The organism is Eximiradius sp. (assembly GCA_937127445.1).
Classification (GTDB): domain Bacteria; phylum Bacteroidota; class Ignavibacteria; order Kapaibacteriales; family UBA2268; genus JAKIZO01.
Genome location: CAKZLY010000015.1, coordinates 241178 through 264359, shown reverse-complemented (window position 1 = coordinate 264359; position 23182 = coordinate 241178). Strand labels below are relative to the sequence as shown.

At 35.9% G+C, this 23182-nt stretch carries 18 protein-coding genes and 1 tRNA gene; 8 read left to right on the top strand and 11 right to left on the bottom strand.

Annotated elements, in window-relative coordinates; translation table 11 throughout:
* Positions 1–16: 16 nt before the first annotated feature.
* Positions 17–1828: an HD domain-containing protein gene (locus AC6QZF_RS05335; protein WP_499798843.1), complete on the bottom strand. Its 1812-nt coding sequence runs from the start codon at positions 1826–1828 to the stop codon at positions 17–19.
* A gap of 161 nt (positions 1829–1989) precedes the next feature.
* On the opposite strand from AC6QZF_RS05335, the gene AC6QZF_RS05330 reads away from it, so the two are divergent.
* From AC6QZF_RS05330 to lpxA, 3 genes are all read left to right on the top strand, one after another.
* Positions 1990–3483, top strand: coding sequence for a PAS domain S-box protein (locus AC6QZF_RS05330; protein ID WP_499798842.1), 1494 nt, complete (start codon positions 1990–1992; stop codon positions 3481–3483).
* A gap of 101 nt (positions 3484–3584) precedes the next feature.
* Positions 3585–4988, top strand: a complete 1404-nt coding sequence (locus AC6QZF_RS05325) for a bifunctional UDP-3-O-[3-hydroxymyristoyl] N-acetylglucosamine deacetylase/3-hydroxyacyl-ACP dehydratase (RefSeq protein ID WP_499798841.1) — start codon at positions 3585–3587, stop codon at positions 4986–4988.
* A gap of 3 nt (positions 4989–4991) precedes the next feature.
* Positions 4992–5771 carry an acyl-ACP--UDP-N-acetylglucosamine O-acyltransferase gene (gene lpxA / locus AC6QZF_RS05320; protein ID WP_499798840.1) on the top strand — a complete coding sequence of 260 codons (780 nt, stop codon included), beginning with the start codon at positions 4992–4994 and terminating at the stop codon, positions 5769–5771.
* Positions 5772–5865: 94 nt separating this feature from the next.
* On the opposite strand, the gene AC6QZF_RS05315 is transcribed toward lpxA, so the two are convergent.
* From AC6QZF_RS05315 to AC6QZF_RS05295, 5 genes are read right to left on the bottom strand one after another with little or no spacing between them, the layout of a single operon-like run.
* Positions 5866–7119, bottom strand: coding sequence for an ABC transporter permease (locus AC6QZF_RS05315; protein WP_499798839.1), 1254 nt, complete (start codon positions 7117–7119; stop codon positions 5866–5868).
* 14 nt (positions 7120–7133) lie between these two features.
* Positions 7134–7844 (bottom strand): ABC transporter ATP-binding protein, encoded by a 711-nt coding sequence (locus AC6QZF_RS05310; protein WP_499798838.1) that lies wholly within the window; start codon positions 7842–7844, stop codon positions 7134–7136.
* Positions 7844–9121 carry an efflux RND transporter periplasmic adaptor subunit gene (locus AC6QZF_RS05305; protein WP_499798837.1) on the bottom strand — a complete coding sequence of 426 codons (1278 nt, stop codon included), beginning with the start codon at positions 9119–9121 and terminating at the stop codon, positions 7844–7846. Before AC6QZF_RS05305 ends, AC6QZF_RS05310 begins: the two co-directional genes overlap by 1 nt.
* A 12-nt stretch (positions 9122–9133) precedes the next feature.
* Positions 9134–9787, bottom strand: a complete 654-nt coding sequence (locus tag AC6QZF_RS05300; RefSeq protein WP_499798836.1) for an RDD family protein — start codon at positions 9785–9787, stop codon at positions 9134–9136.
* A 12-nt stretch (positions 9788–9799) separates the two neighbouring features.
* Complete coding sequence (locus AC6QZF_RS05295; protein ID WP_499798835.1) at positions 9800–11113, bottom strand: TolC family protein; 1314 nt, start codon at positions 11111–11113, stop codon at positions 9800–9802.
* Between the two features lie 129 nt (positions 11114–11242).
* Between AC6QZF_RS05295 and AC6QZF_RS05290 the strand changes: the two genes are divergently transcribed.
* Complete coding sequence (locus AC6QZF_RS05290) at positions 11243–11938, top strand: lysophospholipid acyltransferase family protein (RefSeq protein WP_499798834.1); 696 nt, start codon at positions 11243–11245, stop codon at positions 11936–11938.
* Positions 11939–11995: 57 nt separating this feature from the next.
* Positions 11996–12068, top strand: a tRNA-Phe gene (locus AC6QZF_RS05285).
* A gap of 179 nt (positions 12069–12247) precedes the next feature.
* Here AC6QZF_RS05285 and AC6QZF_RS05280 read toward each other — a convergent pair.
* From AC6QZF_RS05280 to AC6QZF_RS05265, 4 genes are read right to left on the bottom strand one after another with little or no spacing between them, the layout of a single operon-like run.
* Complete coding sequence (locus AC6QZF_RS05280; protein ID WP_499798833.1) at positions 12248–13387, bottom strand: iron-containing alcohol dehydrogenase; 1140 nt, start codon at positions 13385–13387, stop codon at positions 12248–12250.
* Positions 13388–13395: 8 nt separating this feature from the next.
* On the bottom strand, positions 13396–13959 hold the full coding sequence (locus AC6QZF_RS05275; RefSeq protein WP_499798832.1) for a flavin reductase family protein: 564 nt from the start codon (positions 13957–13959) through the stop codon (positions 13396–13398).
* 11 nt (positions 13960–13970) lie between these two features.
* Positions 13971–14783 (bottom strand): hypothetical protein, encoded by an 813-nt coding sequence (locus AC6QZF_RS05270; RefSeq protein WP_499798831.1) that lies wholly within the window; start codon positions 14781–14783, stop codon positions 13971–13973.
* A gap of 9 nt (positions 14784–14792) precedes the next feature.
* Positions 14793–16400: a S41 family peptidase gene (locus tag AC6QZF_RS05265; RefSeq protein ID WP_499798830.1), complete on the bottom strand. Its 1608-nt coding sequence runs from the start codon at positions 16398–16400 to the stop codon at positions 14793–14795.
* A gap of 118 nt (positions 16401–16518) precedes the next feature.
* Between AC6QZF_RS05265 and lpdA the strand changes: the two genes are divergently transcribed.
* Complete coding sequence (lpdA, locus tag AC6QZF_RS05260) at positions 16519–17922, top strand: dihydrolipoyl dehydrogenase (protein ID WP_499798829.1); 1404 nt, start codon at positions 16519–16521, stop codon at positions 17920–17922.
* Between the two features lie 67 nt (positions 17923–17989).
* On the opposite strand, the gene AC6QZF_RS05255 is transcribed toward lpdA, so the two are convergent.
* The gene (locus AC6QZF_RS05255) at positions 17990–19690 is read right to left on the bottom strand and encodes a proline--tRNA ligase (RefSeq protein ID WP_499798828.1); all 1701 of its coding nucleotides are present in this window, start codon (positions 19688–19690) and stop codon (positions 17990–17992) included.
* A gap of 145 nt (positions 19691–19835) precedes the next feature.
* Here AC6QZF_RS05255 and sppA point away from each other — a divergent pair, with 145 nt between their 5' ends.
* Together sppA and AC6QZF_RS05245 are read left to right on the top strand one after the other, a co-directional pair.
* Complete coding sequence (gene sppA / locus AC6QZF_RS05250; protein ID WP_499798827.1) at positions 19836–22274, top strand: signal peptide peptidase SppA; 2439 nt, start codon at positions 19836–19838, stop codon at positions 22272–22274.
* Positions 22275–22423: 149 nt separating this feature from the next.
* Positions 22424–23152 carry an FkbM family methyltransferase gene (locus tag AC6QZF_RS05245; RefSeq protein WP_499798826.1) on the top strand — a complete coding sequence of 243 codons (729 nt, stop codon included), beginning with the start codon at positions 22424–22426 and terminating at the stop codon, positions 23150–23152.
* Positions 23153–23182: the final 30 nt, after the last annotated feature.

The window sequence follows — 23182 nt, the reverse complement described above, 5'->3', positions numbered from 1 at the left end:
ATTCAATTAGTGCCGTTTACTCTATTTCTTCTATTTTTTCAACTCCACGAATACCTTTGATTAATAGCAACTTCCCAAAAATCTCATTTAATTGATTTTCGTCCTTCACGTATACTGTGATAGCTCCTTCAAACATTGACCCTGAAGCATCAAGATTAACTCTTCTGATATTGTTTGAACCAATTGCCATAGTTATGTCCATAAGCATTCCCTCTCGATCCTCGCCTTTTATCAAAAGTTTCACTTCATAATTTTTTTTCATAGTTTTGGAACGATTCTGAAGAGTTGAATTATTCTTAAAGTAATTATGAAGATGAAAGACAGCTTTGAAGGATACAACATATTCTATCCACTCGACAGATGGAAAACTATTTGGCGAAGAGATAACTTCAATCTGATCTCCGTTTCGAAGCTTATATTTTAATTCTCGCACAATTCCATTCACCTTTCCTGAAATACAATGCAAACCCGTTTCCTGACTAATATTAAATGCGAAATCAATAATTGTAGCTCCTTCAGGTAGCTTGATAGGATGACCTTCTTTTGAATATACAGTAAGTTCGCTATCGAATAGATTAGTTTTTATAGAATCCCAAATAATTTGTGTTGCTCGTTCTCCTTCTGTCAGAATCATATCACGCATCCAGATACCCCAGTTTTGCACATCTGTGTCGTTCAAGGCTAAGGCTCTGATTCGTCCTGATTTCAAAGAAAATTTTGCTGCAAAACCTCCCTCAGCAATTTTTTCCATCTCTTCTGTTCTAATTAAAATCTCCACGCGCTTCCCATCTGGACCGAAAAGCTCTGTATTCAATGACCTATACCAGTCCAACTTCGGATTTGCAACATAATCGGCAAAACTAATTGCATTAAAAACATTTGCCAATATCCCGTGAGCACGATAACACTCTGCGACATCATTTGTTCGTAGTATTAAAACTATCGAATAAAAATTATCTATATCCTCTAAACTCTTGCCATCTTTTATCATTTGAAAAATTTCATACTCATACTTATGCACTATTGTAATAGTCGCTTCTATTCCTTTTTCTTTTAAACTTTTTTGAATTAGATTAACAAATACCTTTATATATTCAATAAAATCTCTCCGTTTGCTATTGAGAGCGTCTTTGATTGCTTCGTATGTTTTCCTATCAGAATAATAAAATGCTCTATTTTCCATCTCCATTCTAACTTTGTTCAGACCAAGTCTATGTGCAAACGGAACATAGAAATTCAGCGTCTCAACGGCAACTTCATACTGTTTTTGCTGCCCTAAATAGTGCAGCGTTCGCAAGTTGTGCAACCTGTCTGCAAGCTTAATAAGTATAACTCTTACATCTTTAACAAGCGACAAAAACAACTTCCTATAAGTTTCCGCTTTCTTTATTTTTATTAATTCTTTTTCACTTTTTACTAAGCTTATTAATTCCTCGTCGGGTTCGTCTATCTTCGTTACAGCATCGACTATCTCAGATATTTCTTCTGAAAATTCTTCTGCAATTATTCCCTTTGTAACCGATTCAACATCTTCAATAACATCATGCAACAACGATGCAATAATAGATTGCTCATCGAATATACCTAATTCTTTAATCAAAATTAATGTAACATTTAGTGGATGCGTGTAGTATGGATACCCACTCTTTCGCTTTACTCCTCGATGATAATTTACGCAGAACCAATACGCCTTTGTGATTAACTCTATGTTTAATGTATTGCCGGTTTCAATTACTTTTTCTAAAAATAACTCTAAATCTTTATTTTCATTTCCTCCAAATAGACCCTGCTCATCATATTCATCTGGGAATTCGTATAATTGCTCCATCTTTTGCTTTGTTTTAATAACACAATAAAATATATTTCTTCAATGAAAATTAATTAAATTTATTGACAATTCAAAAAAATTAGTGCTTATTGATATATTTAAGTTATGATAAATTTCAAATTAATTGTAAATTTATAGTCGTTGTTTTCTATTTTGTTGCAATGAATATTTACGAAGAAATATTTAATAATAGTCTCGATGCCAAATGTATTTTAGACGAAAATTTTCAAATTGTTGCTTTTAATTCTGCATTTTCAAAAATTTTTGTCTGTGATGACTCTTGCAAAGGCAAATCTTTCGAGAAAATTACAAACTTGCCATTAAATTTTGCCTCATTTGATAATAACAAAATTAAAATTAATATTAAATACGAAAATGCTAAACACGAAACATATTATCTCGAAGTTTCTTGTTTAACATTAAACCAAATGGGGAAAAGGCTATTTTGTGTTTTCTTCGAAGATAATACTGAAAAGTTATTGAAAGAATATGCCCTCCAAGATGCTGAAATCGAAAAAGAAGCCATTCTTGACTACCAAAGCGACTTTGTGATTGTCCAAGACCTTGATTATAACATTCTTTGGGCAAATAAAAGTGCTGTTGAAGGATCTAACCTGACACTAAAAGAAATGCTCAACCGCAAATGTTACGAAATTTGGGCAGACGATAATTCACCCTGCGAGAATTGCTCAGTTTTTCGCGTCAAACAATCCTTAAAACCAGAAGAATTTATCCGTAAAACACGAAATGGCACTTATTGGTTAATAAAAGCATCTCCTATTTTTAACAAGGACGGAAAATTGCATAGAATTTTGGAAGTTGCTGAAAACATTACTCAAAAAAAAGAACAAGAAAAAATTATTGCAGAAAACGAGGCCCAGTATAGAACGCTCGCTAAATACGCACCTGTCGGAATAATTGTTCTCGACAATCTTGTTCCTGTGTTTGCAAATCCAAAAGCTTTGGATATTTTGGAACTCCAAAATGTTGAGGAATTAAGCATTTCTGAACTATTGAATTACATCTACGCTGATGATTATGAATACTTCCAGAATTTTATCGAAATGATGAAAGAGTATAAACTGAAAGATGAAAATGTTTCTATCAAGTTTAGAATAGAAAGGAATAATAAAATAAAATATATTATTTTAACTGTTTCTTTTTTTAATGTGCTTGATAAAAACTACTACCAGATAATCATTCTGGATAATACTGAGCTAGCAGAACTATCTGCCATTCAAAGAAAACTTGCTGTTGAAACTGTTTATCTTAATGAAAAAAATAAACTTATTGAAGAACTCAATAAACGTCATAAACTTCTTGCTAAAAAATATAATATTTCCGATGATGATGTTCGCCGGCTTAATAAATTACTCAATTCATATTTCTTGCCTGAACGTGATTGGGAAATATCTAAAAAGCACTTCGAAGCTGTTCATAAAAATTTCTTTACGAACTTGAAGAATAAATTCCCAAATCTTACTCAAAATGAACTCCGACATTGTGCTTATATTCGTATGAACTACACAACGAAAGAAATTGCTCGAATTCTAAATGTTGCTCCTTCCAGTGTGCAAAAGGCTCGTCTCCGCCTTAAGAAAAAACTCAAACTGAATACACACCAAGATCTTTATCTTTATATTATGTCTATATAACTAATGGGCACCCTTATTTTATTTTTTTTATACCTAAATAATTTGTAGTTTTGAATTTATGTTTTGTGCAAAATTTAGTATAAACTAAAGTAATAAGTTAAATGGAAAAACAAAGAACTATTTTAAAAGAGGTATCCTTTTCCGGTATTGGCCTGCATACAGGCAACCCTTCTACTATCACTTTTAAGCCGGCACCTGCAAATTATGGATATAAGTTTATCCGCACAGATTTAGAGAAAAGGGTAGAAATTCCTGCACTTGTCGACTATGTCGTTGACCTTTCTCGTGGAACTACTCTTGGTATAGACGATGTCCGTGTTCATACTGTTGAGCACGTTCTTGCTGCCCTTGCTGGTATGCGAATTGACAACTGTATCATTGAACTATCCGCAAACGAACCACCTGTTGTCGATGGTAGTTCCTTGCCTTATGTTGAAGCATTGAAGCAAGCTGGTGTTGTCGAGCAAAATGCTGAACGAAAATACCTTGTTATTGATGATACTGTTCGCTATACAAACGAAGCCAAACAAGTCGATATTGTTGCCCTGCCTCTCGATGACTATCGAATTACTGTTATGGTAGATTATTTCAATCCAGCATTAGGCAGTCAACATACTGGTCTATTTAATTTAGAGCAGGAATTTGAAACAGAATTCGCACCAGCGCGCACTTTTTGCTTCCTTACAGAAGTTGAAATGCTTTATAAAAATGGTTTGATTAAAGGTGGCAGCCTTGATAGTGCTATTGTTATTATTGATTGCGAGCTTTCCGAAGAAAAAAAACAATGGGTCAAAGAGACTTTCAAAACTTCAGACGTCCCTGATTCACTTGTTAATGGTGGTATTCTCAACAATTCTTCTTTACGTTTCAAAAATGAACCTGCTCGCCATAAATTGCTTGATATGATTGGCGATTTGACTCTTGTTGGTGCTCCAATCAAAGCTCAAATCCTTGCTGCTCGTCCTGGCCACGCAAGCAATTTTGAGTTTGTTAAGCTTCTCCGCAAAAAATATCTCAAACAACTTGAATTAGAGCGACTTAATCCATCAAAAGCCCCTGATGTTGTTCTTGATATAAACGGGCTTCTTAAAATTATGCCGCACCGTTACCCGTTTTTGCTTATAGATAGAATTATACATTTCAATGAAGAAAAAACTAAAATTATTGGATATAAAAACATTACTTTTAACGAACCATTTTTCCTTGGTCACTTCCCCGAACGACCCGTTATGCCGGGCGTGCTCATTTGTGAAGCCCTGGCTCAAACTGGTGGTTTAATAGTTTGGAGTCAACTCGCTCCAGAAGAAGTTGGCAATAAACTACTCTTCTTTATGGGAATTAAAAACGCTCGTTTCAAAAAGCCAGTGCTTCCAGGAGACCAATTGGTTATGGAAGTTGAACTTGTTCACAAAAAACTTAATACTCTTATGTTTAAAGGTATTGCTTATGTCGACGGCGTCCCCGTTGCAGAAGCAGAATTTCAAGCAGCAATTGTTGATAGGTAATATATGGCAGTACAAATTCATCCCTCAGCTGTTGTCTCGCCTAATGCTCAATTAGGTGAGAATGTTATTATACACCAAAATTGCTTCGTCGGCGACAAAGTTACAATCGGCGACGGCTCAGTTCTAATGGCTGGTGCTTACATCGATGGTAGAACTACCATTGGCAGTAATTGTAGGCTTTTCCCTTACTCCATCGTTGGAACCGAGCCGCAAGATTTAAAATATGCCGGCGAAGATACTCTCACTATTATTGGTGATAATACTGTAATTCACGAGTTCGCAACTATCCACCGTGGAACAGCATCCACCGGTAAAACTTCCGTTGGCTCTAATTGCTTAATTATGGCTTATTGCCACGTAGCTCACGATTGCATTGTCGGTGATAACGTAATTATGTCCAATGTTGCTCAAATTGCCGGGCACGTGCATCTCGAAGATTTTGTGATTCTTGGTGGTTTTGCTAAAATTCATCAATTTGTAACCGTTGGCAAACATGCTATGATCGGTGCCGATATTAAAATTGTTATGGATGTTCCGCCGTTTGTACTTATTGGTCGAAATCCACCCCGTGTTGAAAAAGTCAATAAAATTGGCTTGCGTCGAAGAGGCTTTTCGGAAGATGTGATTAACGAACTTCAAATTTTCTACGATACTGTTCTATTTTCTGGCTTTAATAATAAGCAAGGTATTGAGGAATTTATTAAAAATCACCCACAATTTTCTGATGATGTCCAATATTGCATCGATTTTATCCGAAATTCTTCCCGTGGTATTCATAGATAGTGAGTATACTTATTTATACAAAAAGAGGCTGTCCATTTATCAGCCTCTTTTCGTTTTATTAAAATACAATCTTAATTATCACTACTAATCAAAGCTACTCATACCTTAACGCTTCTATTGGGTCTAAATTAGCCGCCCGCATTGCTGGAATAAGTCCAGCTAACACTCCAACAATTATTGATACAATCGTTGCTATGATTAACAAATTAAGCGGTATTATTGGCGATAGGAAGTTGAAACTTTCGTTCCATAACGGTAAATATGTTGCTACAAAATATACTAATACGGAACAAAATATGAATGATGTTATTGCACCAATCATACACAAAACTGCTGCCTCTACAAGAAACTGAAACAATATAGAGCGTTTCTTTGCCCCAACTGCTTTGCGTATCCCTATTTCTTTTGTTCGCTCGGTTACCGAAACAAACATTATGTTCATTATCCCAATCATACCTACTAAAAACGATAGAAAAGTCATTCCAATCCCAATACCCCAAACTGCTGCTCTTATTGTTGTAAACGATTTTTCGAACGCCTGACTTTCGTTTATCGAAAAGTCGTTTTCCTTTCCCGGTAGAATATTCCTGACTGTTCTCATTACTCCTTCGGTTTCGGTTCGAACTTCATCCATCGCATTGATACTGCCGGCTTTTACACAAATTGTAAAACTTCTATTTGTATATCCAAATGTAGAGAAGAAACTTTTCATTGGTATATAAATAATATTATCAACAAAATCTAACATCATTGTGCCTTGCTTTGTAATTTGACCAACTATTAGAAAGTTTCTTCCGTTAATTTTGATTGTTTTGCCTATTCCATTGCTATCTGGGAAAATACGAGCTGCAGGTATGGAACCAATTACACATACATTCTCGCCGTTTCTATCTTCGAACTCGCTGAAGAATCTGCCACGTTCAATATTCCCCATAGGAGTTCGTGCATATTCATAAGTAACGCCTTCTATTGATATCCCAGAGTATATTTCACCTTCATATTTCACCTGTCCGCCCCAATATCGAGCATTGGGAACAACTACTTCTGCTGAGCGAATTAGTTCTTTGAAGCGTAATGCTTGCTCGTAAGTGATATTTTTACGCGCTTGCACTTCTTTCCAGTTTTTTCCGCCTGCCCAATCCCATTTATCAACATACAGCATATCTTTCCCAATAATATTAAAGGTGTCTTCTACTGCTTTGTCCAGTCCGGCTAATATCCAACCCATTATTATTACAAAAGAAATTCCAATTACTACACCAAGCGATGCAAGTCCCGAACGAAGCTTCGTCGCCTTCATAGATTCAAATGCGATTTTTATAGATTCTTTTATTTCGAGCAGTAACATAATATTCTCATCAATTATAGATAAATCGGATTTGGATTTTGTACTTCCTTTTCGATTAGTCCATCACGAATTCGTATTATTCTATGTGCGTGTCGTGCAATGTCTTCTTCGTGAGTAACCAGAATTATTGTGTTGCCTGATTTCCAGAGATCAGCAAACAGCCTCATAATGTCTTCGCCTGTCTTTGTATCTAAATTTCCCGTAGGTTCATCCGCAAGTATTATTGATGGATTTGTAATTAAAGCTCGAGCTATTGCTACTCTTTGACGTTGTCCACCGGATAGTTCGTTTGGCTTGTGGCTCATTCGGTCCTCAAGCCCAACGTCGGAAAGTGCCTTCTTTGCACGTTCAATGCGTTCATTTTTGCTTATCCCAGCATATATGAGTGGCAATTCAACATTCTTTAAAGCTGTTGCTCGTGCAAGCAAATTAAATGTTTGAAAAACAAATCCTATTTTTCTATTACGGATTTCTGCAAGTTCATTATCTGTAAGCGAACTTACATCTACGCCTTCAAAAATATATTTGCCCGAAGTAGGAGTGTCCAAGCATCCAATAATATTCATCAAAGTGGATTTTCCACTACCTGATGGTCCCATTATAGCTACATATTCATTGCGATGAATACGTAGTGAAACATCTCTCAGAGCAAATACTTTTTCTACTCCTATTTCATATACTTTTGAAATGTGTTCTATCTCTATGAGCAAATCATTTTCCTTCATTATTTTTTCCCAGATTTTTTAGGTCCTTTTCCAAATAATGAATCTACTTTTACTTTTGTCCCGTCTGTTAGTAATTTACTTACTGCCTGATAACTTCCAGAAATAACTTTTTCGCCTAATGATAACCCAGAAATAATTTCTATATAACCTTTATCGCTTATGCCTGTTTCAACTTTTCGCATTTTTGCTTTGTTGCCTTCGAGTGTAAATACAATTTGTTGAGGACGAGATTTGCTTTGTGTTGGTTTTTCATCAGGTCCAGTTTCGTTCTCATTAAACGAATTCATTCCTAAATCTCTTATGGTTACTGATTGCAAAGGAACAGAAAGAACGTTTTGACGTGTTTCTGTTTGAATTTCCACATTGCAGCTCATACCTGGACGAAAACGTGTGTCTCGCTCCAATAGTCGTATCTTAACCTCAAAGTTAGTTACTTCGTTTTGTGTACCTACACTCGATACTTTAGCAGAATGACTAATTTCAAGTACTACTCCTTTAAATTTTCTATCAGGTATTGCATCCAGCTCAACATAGGCAGTATCTCCAAGCTTTACATACACAATATCGTTCTCGTCAACATCAACAACGGCATTCATTACATTCAGGTCTGCTATTCGCATCATCTCCGTCCCCATCATCATTTCTGTTCCGACCACTTTTTCACCAAGCTCAACTGAAAGCGAAGTAACAACGCCGTCAATAGGTGAGTATATTGAGGTGCGAGCCAAAGACCTTTCATACTGTCGCAATGTCGCTTTTGCTTGTTCGTAGCGAGCCATCGCAGATCTATACGAACTCATAGCTAAATCATACGATGCTTTGTAATTATCAAATTCCTGTTTCGAAATATACTTCTTATCGAACAATTCTTTCGCACGGTAGAAATCATTTGTTGCTCTTTCTTTCTCGGAAACACGTGCGTCAATATCGATTTTTGCAGCTTCGACACTTGCTTTTACTTGCTCAAGCTGAGTTTCGACAATATCGGGATTAATACGTGCAAGCAACTGACGTGCTTTAACTGTTTCGCCTTCCTTAACTCCAAGGAAAATAACTTCTCCTGATGTCTGCGAGGAAATTTTGACTTCGGTTTCAGGTTGGATTTTTCCCACCGCCGAAACTGTTTGTGTTATTGTTCTTTTACTTACTTCTTCTACCGTAACTGCAATTGCTTGCTCACCACGTCCAAAAATAACTAATACTATTCCCACTATTGCCAGAATAGCAATTGTTATTCCAATAATAATACCTTTTTTGTTGTTCTTTCGCTTTGCCATTGATCTTCCCAATTATATATTAATACTATTTTCTTCTTTAATTTCATCCAGTAAAATCTCATCTTTAAAAAATACTGCTGTTTTTGCAATGCGGTCGTGTAACGCCATCTTAGATTCTGAAAGTACAAGAAAAAAACCAATAAAAATTACTATGCCAAATATTGATTGCAAAGTCGAGAATATTTCAACGTTTGTTAAAATATACAACAATAGCAAAAAGTAGTTAAAATACTTCGCTACAAATCTTTTTATAAGCGTTCCTAGACTTGCTTGTGTGCGATCCGAATTTGCTATTTTTATGCCTAGTACCATTTTACCTACTGTTTGTGCAAAAAATATCTCCATTGAGTAATATGCAAACGCAATTACAAGTACCAACGGATAAAACCGAGCATATAAATCTTTCATAAAAATTTGTAATTCTTCATGGTTGCTTCCAAAGTCTTGCCCCATTGTCATCAATGATGCAAAATCATCAAGTATCCCAAAAAAACTCATTGCAAGAACAAGCAAGAACGTATAAATTACAAAATCAATCATATATGCACCTAATCGGCGCCCAAAACCAATCCGAAAATCAACGGGGCTGGGCGGCTGTGAATAATCAGGGACTAAATTTCTGTATTTGTCTTGCATTTCTTGTTGAAAATCGTTATGCTCGTTCATAATACCTCCTATTTATTGTTCAAAACTAAGCGTGCCAATGGAATATTTCAAATCATTTCGTGCCTTTATATAATTATATATGGCATTGATTTGGTTAATTTGGGATGAAATAAGCTGTGTATTCGCCTGAATTAAATCATTCGTTGTCGCTGCTCCGACATTTAGGCGTTCCTGTGTGCTTTGGTAATTCTCTTGTGCTGAGAGAACGGTTTTGCTGGCTATTTCTATTTGTTTTTCAGCTGTTTGCAAATTTAAAAATGCAATTTGAACTGATGAAAGTATTTGCTGTTCGAGCTTTTGCAATTCAACCGAAATTCGGGTAAGCTCCAACTTGCCCGATTGTACTCGTAGATCAGTGCTGAAATTATTAAAAATCGGAACGCTCAAAGACAATCCAAAATAATAATTACTTTTGTCGAAACCTTTTAGTGAAGTATTCATCCACGACCAATACGAATTAGCAGAAATCTGTGGATAATAATAAGATTTAGCAATTTCAAGATTTTCCTGTGTTGCTTCTAACCGAAGTTTCGACGACTTCCAGTCCAATCTGTTGTTCAATGCAATATTAACAGCGTTATTGATGTTGCCTATTTCATTGCGAAATGCTTTGATTTCCTCTCCCGGCAAAAATGATGGCAAATCATCTATTCTAAATTCAACATCCATTGTGGGTGGCATACCCATAATTGTTAGAAGTTGGGCTTTTGCAATGTTTAACTCATTTTCTGCTGTTATTAGTTCCAGTGTACGATTGCCTAAATCCGCTTCTTGCGCGTAAACAGCGGTTGCGGGTAGCACTCCTGCCTCATAACGGGCTCTAATACGAGAAAGTTCAGCTTCTCCGAGCGAAAGATTCTCTCTTCTGGCACGTACTATTTGATATGAACGAACAACATTAATATAAGCATTGTAAGCATCCAGAAATACAGTCTGCTTTTGAAAATCAACTGTTTTAACAGCAGATTGCATTGTTTTTTGAGCTCTTGTGTAATTTGCTTCACGTCCAAACCCATCGAATAATACAAGATTAGCACCTATCCGAGCATTATATTGATTGAGCAGTTCATCGCGAATTTCATCCGGATTGTTCAACTGACGCGAGTACGATGAACTAACCGAGATGTTTGGCAAATACTGACCAAAAGCATTTTTCATATCGACTTCCGAGAATTCAACTGAGGCATTGCTCAATCTCAAATCATAATTGTTTTGTAGCGCTATTTGAAGAACTTCACGTAATCCATACACTTGCTTTGATGAATACTGCGAATATATATTTGTTACTATTAATAAAAAAAATACCATATACCAAAGCTTTCTCATTACTTCTCCGTCTATAATTCTTATATTTTCTTTTGTTATTACGTTATACAAATATATTTGTTTCAAAATTTTGAAAAAAATATTGAAATAAGTTATTTTTGTTCACTATGAAACTTGTGTGAGAAAATAATGTATTTCGTAAGACTTTTGCTAATTATACTTGTTACGCTTTTTGATTCTGTTGCTGTAATTCTTCATATGGCTTTTGCTAAATCACCCGGTTTCTCTGCTTGCGCACGTCGTTGGGCTCGACGAATTCTAAAAATTGCAGGTATTGAAGTTATTGTCGAAGGTGCTGGTAATTTACAAAAACAGGAAACATATGTTTTCGTAGCAAATCATTCAAGTTTGTTTGATATTCCTGTGTTACAAGCATCAATTGAGAATGATTTCCGAATAATTTACAAAAAAGAACTAGAAAAAATACCTGTTTTTGGCTATGGTTTGAAAAAATCGCCATATATTGGGATTGTCCGCGAAGATCCACGCAAATCTATGAACAGTATGGAACTTGCAATTAAAAGTGTTCAGAAAGGTTCTTCCGTCCTTGTTTTCCCAGAAGGGACACGTACCAAAAACGGTAACCTATCCGAACCAAAACGGGGTGCTTTCATTATCGCTGCAAAAAGCCACAAACCTATTGTCCCAGTCGCTATTAAAGGAACTTATGAAATATTAAGTCAGGGTATTAACGGCATTCGTCCTCGACAGGTAAAAGTAAAAATAGGAAAACCTATAAGAGAAATTCCTCAAACTCGTGCAGAAGAAAGCGATTTGATGGCTCGAACCTGGGAAGAAGTCAAAAAATTGTTGAGCGAAATGTAAAAAATATTTGTGTAATTTAAAAAAAACAGTTATTTTTGTAACTCTAATTTGCTCTTTGGTCAGGTAGCTCAGTTGGTAGAGCAAAGGACTGAAAATCCTTGTGTCGGCGGTTCGATTCCGTCCCTGACCACAACTTCATTTTACTTTTTTTATTATCACAGCAGTAAATAGTTTTTTATATGTGTTCCTCTAATTGAACTTATTCTCAGTAAGTTTCTTTATTTATTATTCTCAATTCAGCAATTATTTTAGAAAAATGGGTAAGGTATTCAAACCCTACCCACGAATGTTTTTCCACTTTACTCAATACTAATACGCCAGATCCAAAATCTCTGCCATTTCTTTTTCCGTTAGTGGAAGCAAATTCCCAACCACTCCAAGCCGTGATGCATTATGGGCAATCTCACCAATTTTTTCTTTGGGAATGTTTAAATCTCTTAATGAAACTGGAGCTCCCCAAGAACTGTATTTCGATTTCATCGCAACTAAAGCCTCATCAAGCGAGTAGCAGTTCCACACATTTTTTGCGAAGCGCTCGTATTGTGATGGATTTGTGTTTTTTGTGTAAGAAATCCAGGCAGGGAAGACCACAGCGAGTCCCGCACCGTGAGCAATTTCCGGATAAATTGCACTTATCCCGTGTTCTATTCTATGTGCTGTCCATTCACCAAGAGTAGATGCTCCAACAAATCCATTCAATGCCAAAGTTGCTGCCCACGCCAAATTTGCTCTTGCTGGATAATTATTTTGATTAACCTGTAATTTGTCCAAACATAATACAATCGTTTTTATCAACGCTTCAGAAACAGAAATAGAAACTTCCTGAACAGTCGAATTAAAGTAATATTCAAGAATATGGCTAATTGCATCGATCCCGCCATTAACAGTTTGAGACCATGGCAAGCTCATCTGAATTCTGGGGTCTATTATTGTTACTTTCGGGTAAAGACAAGCAGCACCAATATTCCACTTCTTTTTATCCAACTCATTTGTCAGAACAGCGAACGGATTCATTTCTGAACCAGTCCCTGAAATTGTAAGTATTGTAAAAATTGGCAAAGCGTCTTTGATCTCCGCTTTTCTTTCGAATGCGTCCCACAAATTATTAAGATAATAGCCTGCTGCAATAGATTTTGCTTCATCTATTACTGATCCACCGCCAACAGCCAATATTGCTTCTAAATTATTCCTTTTGCATAAGCTAATTCCTTCATTTGCGTGTGAAAGCACTGGATTTGGGACAACCCCTGAATGCTCAACAAACTCAATATGATTCTCTTTGAGTGATTTTACAACTGCGTCGTATACGCCATTTTTCTTTATCGAACCTCCTCCATAAAGCAAAAGAACTCTTTTAATACTATTCTTTGATATTTCTTTCCCAATTATTTCAATTGTGTTCTCGCCGAAAATTAGTTTCGTCGGATTATGAAAAACAAAGTTCTGCATATTGTCTCCTATCTTTTAATGTTAGTAAAACTATCAATCAATTTTTGTCCTATACCGTAATATGTTTTTGTTCCATAATCATAAATTATTGGTAGCACTTTTTCAATATTTGGGGTGCCTTTTTCATTCAAAATTTCTTCATCAACTGTAACATCCAATATTTCACCAATAAACTGCGTATGTACGCCTAAATCATTTATTTCTCGAAGCTTGCAATGCAGCACTACTGGGAATTCATCAGCAAAAGGTGCATCTACTACACTTGATTTAACTTCCGTTAGATTATTTCTTGCAAACTTATTCTCTTGCTTACCTGAATATATACCACAATAGTCAGCAACATTGACGTGCTTTTCCGATGGAATACACACTGTAAACGCCTTTCGCTGCATTATGTTGTTATATGTATATCTTGCTTTTCTTATAGAAACTGCAACACAAGGCGGGTCACTGCAACAAATACTTCCCCAGGATACAGCCATAAGATTTGGAACATTTTGCTCGTCGTAACTCCCTACAAGCAAAACAGGGTTTGGATAAATTAGTGTTTTCGGTCCAATTGATTTCTTCATTTTATTTCCTCCTATGGATTTTGGGTTTTTGTGTAATCAATTTCAGAACCCAAAACGCTATGCGGTATAAGATATACAGCAAGCATTACGATTGCAGCAATAATTGGCCAAGTTTTATTATCTGGATTTTTCCGTAGCTTGAATAATGCAATAACCCAGAAAATTAATGCAACCAACGTTTTATTGTCCGTTAAATCGTGCCCGAAGGGCCAACCAGTCCAATATGCATCAAAAGCAAATTTTTGTACCAGTGGGCCTAATATCATTCCTCCTATGAAAAATAATACAGTTGTCCACAGTGCGTACTTATATAAATTGCCTCCACCGAAAGCAGTGTGCAACCCAGTTTTAACTGACAGCACCATTGCAAAGAACATAAAAATTACGTGGGGAATTAACAACCACTTCGGGACAACTCCTTTGAATCTGATTATTGCCGGTTCATCGTTCAACCTTATTTTTTCGCCATTTTCTGTAATCAAATCAACATAATAGATAACTTTGCCTGCAGGCGGTTGCTCTGGAATATCTCCAAGCAAAAACTTCCCATCGCGTTTCATTGCTTGTGTTGTCCATTCATCATAGCTTTTATAACGTTTCAAAGTCATTTGCCCACTAATTGCTTCATCCGGCACTTCAATTTTAACCAATTCACTGCCGCTTCCGTCGTGACTGCGTGGTAGCTTGAATTTTATCTCTTTTCCATTGATTTCAGTTTTTCCCCTCATCGGATAAGTTGGGCCTGTCATTCTCTGGTATATCGCGCTTGCTATCATAATTACAAATGATAAAATCCATATTATTATGTTTGTGCTTTTTTTCATAGAAAACTCCTAATTTATTAGTGATTTTGCTTTTTCTAAGTTTGAAATTGCTTTATTGAATACTTTATCGTCGAAAACACGGGATGCTAAGAATCCAGGATTATCCCAATTCCAGAGTGCTAAATAAGACTTTATTAAATTTTTGATGTTGTGCTCGTCTATTTTTGCCATATCTGCATTCCAAATATTCTTTGATAACGAAAATTGGTGAAAATCATTATACAAATACTCATCAACACTGAAATTTTGTAGATAATTTTCTAAGTCTCTGTATTCATTTGCTATTTTCTTTTGATATAGAGCAAAATAAATCTTACGTGTAAATTCTAAAAAAATTCCCTTATTCATAAGCACTTTTGAGAGTAAAGTTAATGTATCGCTTCGAACTAATTCATTCGGGAAAACACCTCCTTTTGAAATAAGCGTTCTCCCTTTCTTTGTTGTAAAAGTTGGCAAACGAGTTGCGCCACCTGTTTCTTCAAACGCCTTGGATATTTCTTTGAATGCTTCTTCACCAATAGATAATTTTAGGCTTTCGTCAAGTTCAGTTTTTTCAATATTTTTTTTCAAAATTCCTTTGTCTATACGGCGACCAATCGGAGAAAAATACTCAGCAACAGTCAATCGGAAGCCAGAACCATCTTTCAACGTCCATAATCGTTGCACTGTGCCTTTGCCAAATGTATTTTCGCCAAACACTATTGCTCGATCATAGTCTTGCAAAGCTGCTACAAATATTTCTGCCGCAGAAGCTGTTTGCCCATCTACCAATAAAATTAATGGTATTTTCAGATATTTACCGTCTTTTTCTGTTCTAAAATTCAAAATAAAATCGCTATTTTTTGAATTTGTGTAAACAATAAGACTATTTTTGGGAAGAAATTCTGCTGTAACTTTCACCACCTCGTCAAGAAAACCTCCAGGGTTTCCTCTTAAATCGATAATTAAGCATTCTATTCCTTTTTTTAGAAAATTATCAATAGCATTCGTCAAGTCCTCATACACATAAGAAGTGAAACGAGAAGATGCAATGTAGCCAATTTTACGCGATTTCAAGTAAAATGATGTCGCAATGCTGGACACTTTGAAAATTTCTCTTCCTACAACATAATTCTTTAATTCACCTATTGTGTTTTTTAGTATCAAATTAACCACTGTACCAGTATCGTCGGCAAGTAGTTCGTTTACCTCTTGCTGTGATTTCCCTGTAACTGCTTGATTATCAACAAACAACAAAATATCGCCCCGCTTTATTCCTACTTTTTCTGCTGGTGAATTCTTTTGCACTGACCCAACTACAATCGAATCGTTTAGTGTTGCAATATTAATCCCAATCCCTTCTGCTTTACCCGTGTTCTTTTCTTGATATTCTTTTAGTTGTTTGGCTGAATAATAATTGCTTTGATTATCTAAAAACGTGAGCATTGCACGGAATGCACTTTCCGATGCTTGCTCAATATCAAATGTGTCTAAATGATTTTGAACAGCTGTTTCCAGTATGAACTTGAACTTTTGTGCATTAAATTCTATTAAATTATTGACATCATTTGCAGATAAATTTATCGTATAATTCAAAATTACCATAAATAGTACGAACTGCATCGACACTCTTCTCATGTTTTCCCCATTTCATTAATTATAATCTTGACAAAAACAACAATCATTAAATATTTATGAACATTAAAACGTCTAAACGACTAATTTAGTTAATATTTTTTCACATTATGGAGAGATTATGAATAAAATTAGTGCTGACCTTGTCGTAATTGGTGCGGGACCAGGTGGCTATGTTGCAGCAATTAGAGCATCGCAACTTGGTTTGAAAACAATTTGTATCGAGCGAGAGCATCTTGGCGGTATTTGCCTGAACTGGGGCTGTATTCCAACAAAAGCTTTGCTGAAAAACGCTGAATATATGCACTTCTTGAAAGAATCTAAAAACTACGGTTTCAATATCGAAAAATTTGACGTCGATTTCCATCAAGTAATTAAGCGAAGCCGTGATGTTGCCAGCAAAATGTCCAACGGAATAGGCTTCCTTTTCAAAAAATACAAAGTCGAGCATCTTAAAGGAGAAGCGTCATTCAAAACCAAAAATATTATTGAAGTAAAAGATAAGGATGGCAAAGTTACTGACACTATCGAAACAAAAAATGTTATTATTGCAACTGGCGCTCGACCACGTATGTTCCCAGATATCGAAGTCGATAGGAAAAAAGTGATTACTAGCAAAGAAGCACTCATTCTGCAAGAACCACCTAAGTCCATGATTATTATGGGGGCTGGTGCTATTGGTGTCGAATTTGCTTACTTCTACAACTCATTTGGAACAGAAATTACTATTATTGAAATGATGGATAGACTGCTTCCTATTGAAGATGAAGAGATTTCAAAAGAATTAGAGCGTAATTACAGAAAAGATAAAATCAAAATATTAACTAATACAAGAGTATTATCCGCCAAAGCAGCAGGTGATGGTGTTGAAGTTAAAGTTCAGAAAAAAGATGGTTCCGAAGAAACCCTCCAAGCTGATATTGCATTAAATGCTATCGGTATTCAAGCAAATATCGAAAACATAGGTCTCGAAAATATCGGTGTTGAAATAGAAAAAGGATTTATTAAGGTAGATAAGTTCCTTAGAACAAACGTCGAAGGTGTTTTTGCAATAGGTGATGTTGCCGGTGCACCCTGGCTTGCACATAAAGCCTCAGCAGAAGGCATTGTTGCCGCTGAATTTATAGCAGGTCACGAAGTTGAAGGTGTCGATTATAACAATATTCCTGGTTGCACCTATTGCCAACCGCAGGTCGCCAGCGTCGGACTAACTGAAGCAAAAGCAAAAAAATTAGGCTATGAAGTGAAAATCGGAAAATTCCCATTCACTGCCAGTGGCAAAGCTCACGGTATCGGTGAAGCTCGCGGTTTTGTCAAGTTGGTTATTGACGCCAAATATGGGGAAGTGTTAGGCGCTCATATGATTGGTCCTGATGTGACAGAACTTATTGCTGAAATTGGACTAGCTCGTAGCGTTGGTGCAACTGGAAAATCAATTTTCAAAACTGTTCACGCTCATCCTACTTTGAGCGAAGCTATTATGGAAGCAGCGGCGGCTGCATATGGTGAAGCAGTAAACTTTTAATTTAATAAAAAGAGGCTGTCTTTCAAGGGCAGCCTCTTTTTTATCTAATCTTCCATTCTCTTTATCTTTATTTAATCAAGCTTGCCAACTCTTCTTTAAGTTTATCTATTTCAACTAATTTTCTTTCGCCAGTAGCTCTAATTTTGATTTCTACTTTATTGTTTTCTAAATTTTTCGGACCAACAATTAATTGCAGTGGCAAACCAATCAAATCTGCATCATTAAATTTTACTCCAGGAGTTTCATCGCGATCATCATAAAGAACTTCATAACCCACTTTACCTAATTCTCTGTAAAGTTCATCAGACTTATCTTTAACCCCCAGGAATTTTTGCTGATTAACAGCAATCAAATGTATATCAAATGGCGCAAGTGGACGTTCCCAGACTATACCTTTCTCGTCGTGGTTTTGTTCGACAAAGCAAGCCATAATCCTTTCCACACCTATACCGTAGCTTCCCATAATAATTGGTTGCTCTTTCCCGTTTTTATCCAGGAATTTTGCTTCCAGCGCTTCAGAATACTTAGTCCCAAGTTTGAAGATATGACCAAGCTCTATTGCTTTTACTACTTTAATTGGTGCACCTGATATTGGAGATGGCTCTCCTTCACGAATTGTTCTAAGATCATAAAATTCAGTAATAAATGGACAATCACGTCTAAAATCAATATTCTTATAATGATAACCATCTTCATTTGCACCACTAACTAACCCATTAGCATCTTTGAGCAGCTTATCCGCAATTATTCTTATATTAGTTTTTAAATTAATCGGTCCAATAGAACCGTGGTCTGCGCCTGTATAACGAATTAATTCTTCGCTCTCAGCAGGGCGAAACGTTCCAGTGCCTAATACACTTTGCAGTTTACTTTCGTTAAGCTCATCATTGCCTCTCATAAAAATAAGCACAGGTTTGTCTTCGACTATGTAAACAACTGATTTGGCACATCTTTCCTCTGGAATGCCAAATTGTGCAATCAAATCGTCGATTGTCTTTGCATTTGGAGTAGGGAATTTTTCAATTGGCAATTCAATTTCAATTCTACCCACAGGAGATAGGGCAGAAGTTGCTATCTCTACATTTGCAGCATAACCATCGTCAGCAATTGCAACAACATCTTCGCCAGAATCAGATACCACCATAAACTCTTCACTTTTGTTCCCACCCATTGCACCAGAGGAAGCACCAACTACAAAGAACTTGATACCACAGCGTTCAAATATTCGGCAATATGCGTCGTGGTGCTTCTGATACGAAACATCTAATCCTTCCCAGGATGAATCAAGCGAGTAAGAATCCTTCATAATAAATTGACGACCACGTAATACACCTGATTTCGGGCGTGGTTCATTCCGAAACTTTGTTTGGATTTGGTACCAGATTTGAGGTAAATCGCGATATGATTTAATATGTTGCTTTGCATGATAAGTAATAATTTCTTCGTGAGTTGGAGCGAGCACAAGCCCTTCGCGGTTTTTTATGTGAAACAATACATCTCCCATTGCTTCTACTCTTCCGGTTTGTTCCCAGATTTCTATTGGATTAAGTGCTGGCAGCAAAAATTCTTGCCCACCGATAGCATCCATTTCCTCACGCAGAATTTGTATGATTTTTTTGATTACTCTATAACCCAGTGGCAAAAATGAGAAAACCCCTGATGCGAGCTGTCTGACTATACCCGTTCTCAACATTAATTGATGCGATGGAATTTGTGCTTCGGAAGAATTTTCTTTCAAAGTTGGTATAAATAATTGTGATTGTTTCATAATTATCCTTTGCTAATTTTTGCTATTCAAAAAATAACAAAATTATAACAAATATTATTAATCTTCAAACTGTAAATTTGAAACATATTTGATCAATTATCGTAATTATTGAGAGTTCATTAAACATATTTCTTATGAGGTTTATATGAGAAAAATAATAACTTTGTTACTTTTTGTGATTTTTGTCCCCGAAATTTTTGCAAAAAGTGTTGGCTTCATTCCATATTATTCGCAATCATTCTGGACGCAGTCAAGCGAAGGTGCCTTCCGCTATGGTAATTATGGCTTCATCAATCCTGCCACTCTTGCGATGACAAACCGTAATGAATCTCTTTTTATGATTAACGACAAAAACAAGAACTTTGAAAAGCCTGATTATGGAATTTTCATGGGAGGCAAATATTTTGGTTCGGGAGTTGTTCGCTACGATTTTTCTGGTAAATCCTTCTATGATATGCGATATTCTATTGGATTTGGAGATAGAACATTTGGGGTAGGATTTGGATATTCTGCAATAAGTGGCGACAATCCTTATGGTTATAGGCCTTCTTATATCATCGGTCTTCTTTGGCGTCCATTGCCTTATGTCTCTGCAGGATATATTTATCGAAGTAATTTTAGAAATTTGAATGAAGAACACGTTGGTGAATTAGCCATTAGACCGATTAAGAATTACCCACTTACCTTCTTTATTGATGCTGCTGCCAGCAACTTGGATGACTACAATGAGGTAAAATGGAGCGCCGGCGCTAATTATGAAGTTCTTGATGGAATTAGAATTGGTGGACGCTACTTCTCAGACGAACGTCTTTCAATTGGTTTTGATATCAGTTTTGGCTATCTTGGGATTGGTTCAGTTGTTGCTGCACCTTCAAAAGATAACTTTAGTGATGCAACAAATGCCTATTTGGTGAGATTTTCTCCACTTGACCGCTCAATTATCTACGATGCTTTTCTTAGCAAGAAAAAAGTTGCTAAACTCGAACTTACTGGTTCGCTCCAACCCGAATCCTCTTTCTTATCTATTCTTTTCCCAATTTCATCAAAATATACAACAATTTATGATGTGCTGAAAAAACTTGACGCAATTAAAAACGACAAGGAAATAAAAGAACTTTATCTTAATATCACTGATTTTACTGCAAGCTATTCCGATATGTGGGAAATTCGAGAAAAACTTGCACAGCTCAAAGCCACCGGTAAAAGAGTTGTGATTTTTTCTGAAAGTTTCAACATAAGAAACTACCATTTAGCAACTGTTGCAGATGAAATTATACTCGAACCTCTTGGTGAAGTCGCAATTGAAGGTTTCTCGTCGAGCAGAAGCTACTACAAAAAATTTATGGAAAAATATGGCTTGGGATTTGAAGAAATTCGCCTTTTCAAGTATAAATCTGCTGCCGAAAGCTTTTCGAGAATAAACTTCTCCGATGGAGAAAAAGAACAGCGTGAAGAATACATCGACGACTTATTCAATTTAGCAAAAGCAGACATTAAAACAGCAAGAAATCTGTCAGAAAACGAATTTGACGACATCTTAAATTCATTAATTATTACTGCAAACAAAGCAAAAGAGAAAAAATTAATTGATAGAATTCACCGCTGGGACAAAATTGATACTCTCATCAAGTTAAATAACAAAGATTATGTAATTTCAAATGAAACAGTTCGCTTTGAAGATTTTACCCCAATTGATAATCGCTGGAGCGAGCAAGATAGAAAAATTGCTATTGTCTATGCCGAAGGTGTTTGCGACTTAGAAACTGGTATTTCTGGACGAAAATTATCAAAAGTTCTGGAAAATATTCTTGGAAGTAGTAAATACGAAGCAGTTATTCTCCGAGTAAATTCGCCTGGTGGTTCTGCCTTTGCATCCGATTTAGTTGCCGAGGTTACGCGCCGCTATAAAGGGAAAAAACCTATTATTGTCTCACAAGGTTCAGTTGCTGCATCAGGTGGTTATTGGCTTTCGATGGATGCTGATACAATATTGGCTACACCAATTACCATAACTGGTTCCATTGGTGTAATTGCTTCTTATATTTATAATAAAGGATTGATGGACAGCTTGGGTATTACCTATGATGTCGTCAAACGAGGAAAACATTCTGATTTAGGAAATGCAATTTCTTTGCCATTCATTGGAATTGGTCTTCCCGCACGCAATTTCACCGATGAAGAACTATCCCAATTCAAAGGATTAATATCCGATTTCTACGGAGACTTCGTAAATAAAGTTGCAAAAGGAAGAAATACTGATAGTGTAGCTATTGGCAATATTGCACAAGGCCGTATCTATTCCGGTGCAAAAGGTAAATCCATTGGACTTGTCGACGAAATTGGTGGCATTGATAAAGCAATTGAAATTGCAAAAAAGAAAATCAATTTCAAGAAAAACGATGTCCTTGAAATTGATGAATTCTGGCCAAAATCTAATATTCCTTTTGATTTTAGTTTTGAAGCCAAAACAGAAGAAATTAATATTTTCCCGAAAGAAATTTCCAATGATGTTAAGTTCCGAATTAATAATAATGGCAAACCGCTACACATTTTGCCATTTGACTATTACGATTTGATAAAATAAGAGTTCTCAAACCCATTTTTAATCGATTTTATGGGGCGTAAGAAATACGCCCCATATTATTATTATTTGTTCTTGCGAAAATTGTTTCGATTAGGTATTTTGAAATAACTCATAATAATAGTAAATTGCTTTTTTATTTTAGAGTGAATATGGGACTTCTAAAAAACATTCTACGCGAAGCATTAATCTTGTCGAAAATTGATATCACGAAAAATATTGAGTATGATAGAATTACCAGATTTATTTTAAAAAAAATTCTTAAATCTAACTCAAATTGCATAGATGTTGGTTGCCACAAGGGTGATATTCTAAAACTGTTTCATAAATACGCTCCTGATGGAATTCATTACGCATTCGAACCACTACCGCATTTATACACTGAATTAGTTAATAAATTCAGTTCAAAAGCAAAAATTTATCCTTATGCACTTTCGGATAAAGAAGGACGCTCAACTTTTCAGTTCGTGAAGAATGCTCCAGCTTATAGTGGAATTAAACGAAGACGCTATGATATCGCTTCACCCCAAATTGAAGAAATACAAGTAGAAGTTAAGACTTTAGATTCGCTTATCCCGCAAAATGTTCGCATAGATTTCCTTAAAATTGATGTCGAAGGTGGTGAATTCCCCGTATTGAAAGGAGCAAGAAATCTGCTTAAATCAAGTAAGCCGACTATTTTATTCGAGTCTGGTATCGGTGCAAGCGATTTCTATGGTACTGATGCAAATTCTTTATATGAGTTTATTGCTGACGAAATTGGATTAAAAATTTTTACTCTTAAGTCTTTTGTTTCAAATCGCAAGTCTATAAGCAAACATCAGTTTGAACATTATTTCAACTTGAACGAAGAATTTTGTTTCATTGCAAGTGATTTGTAAAGGTACTATCCTCTTGATTTTTATGTTGTT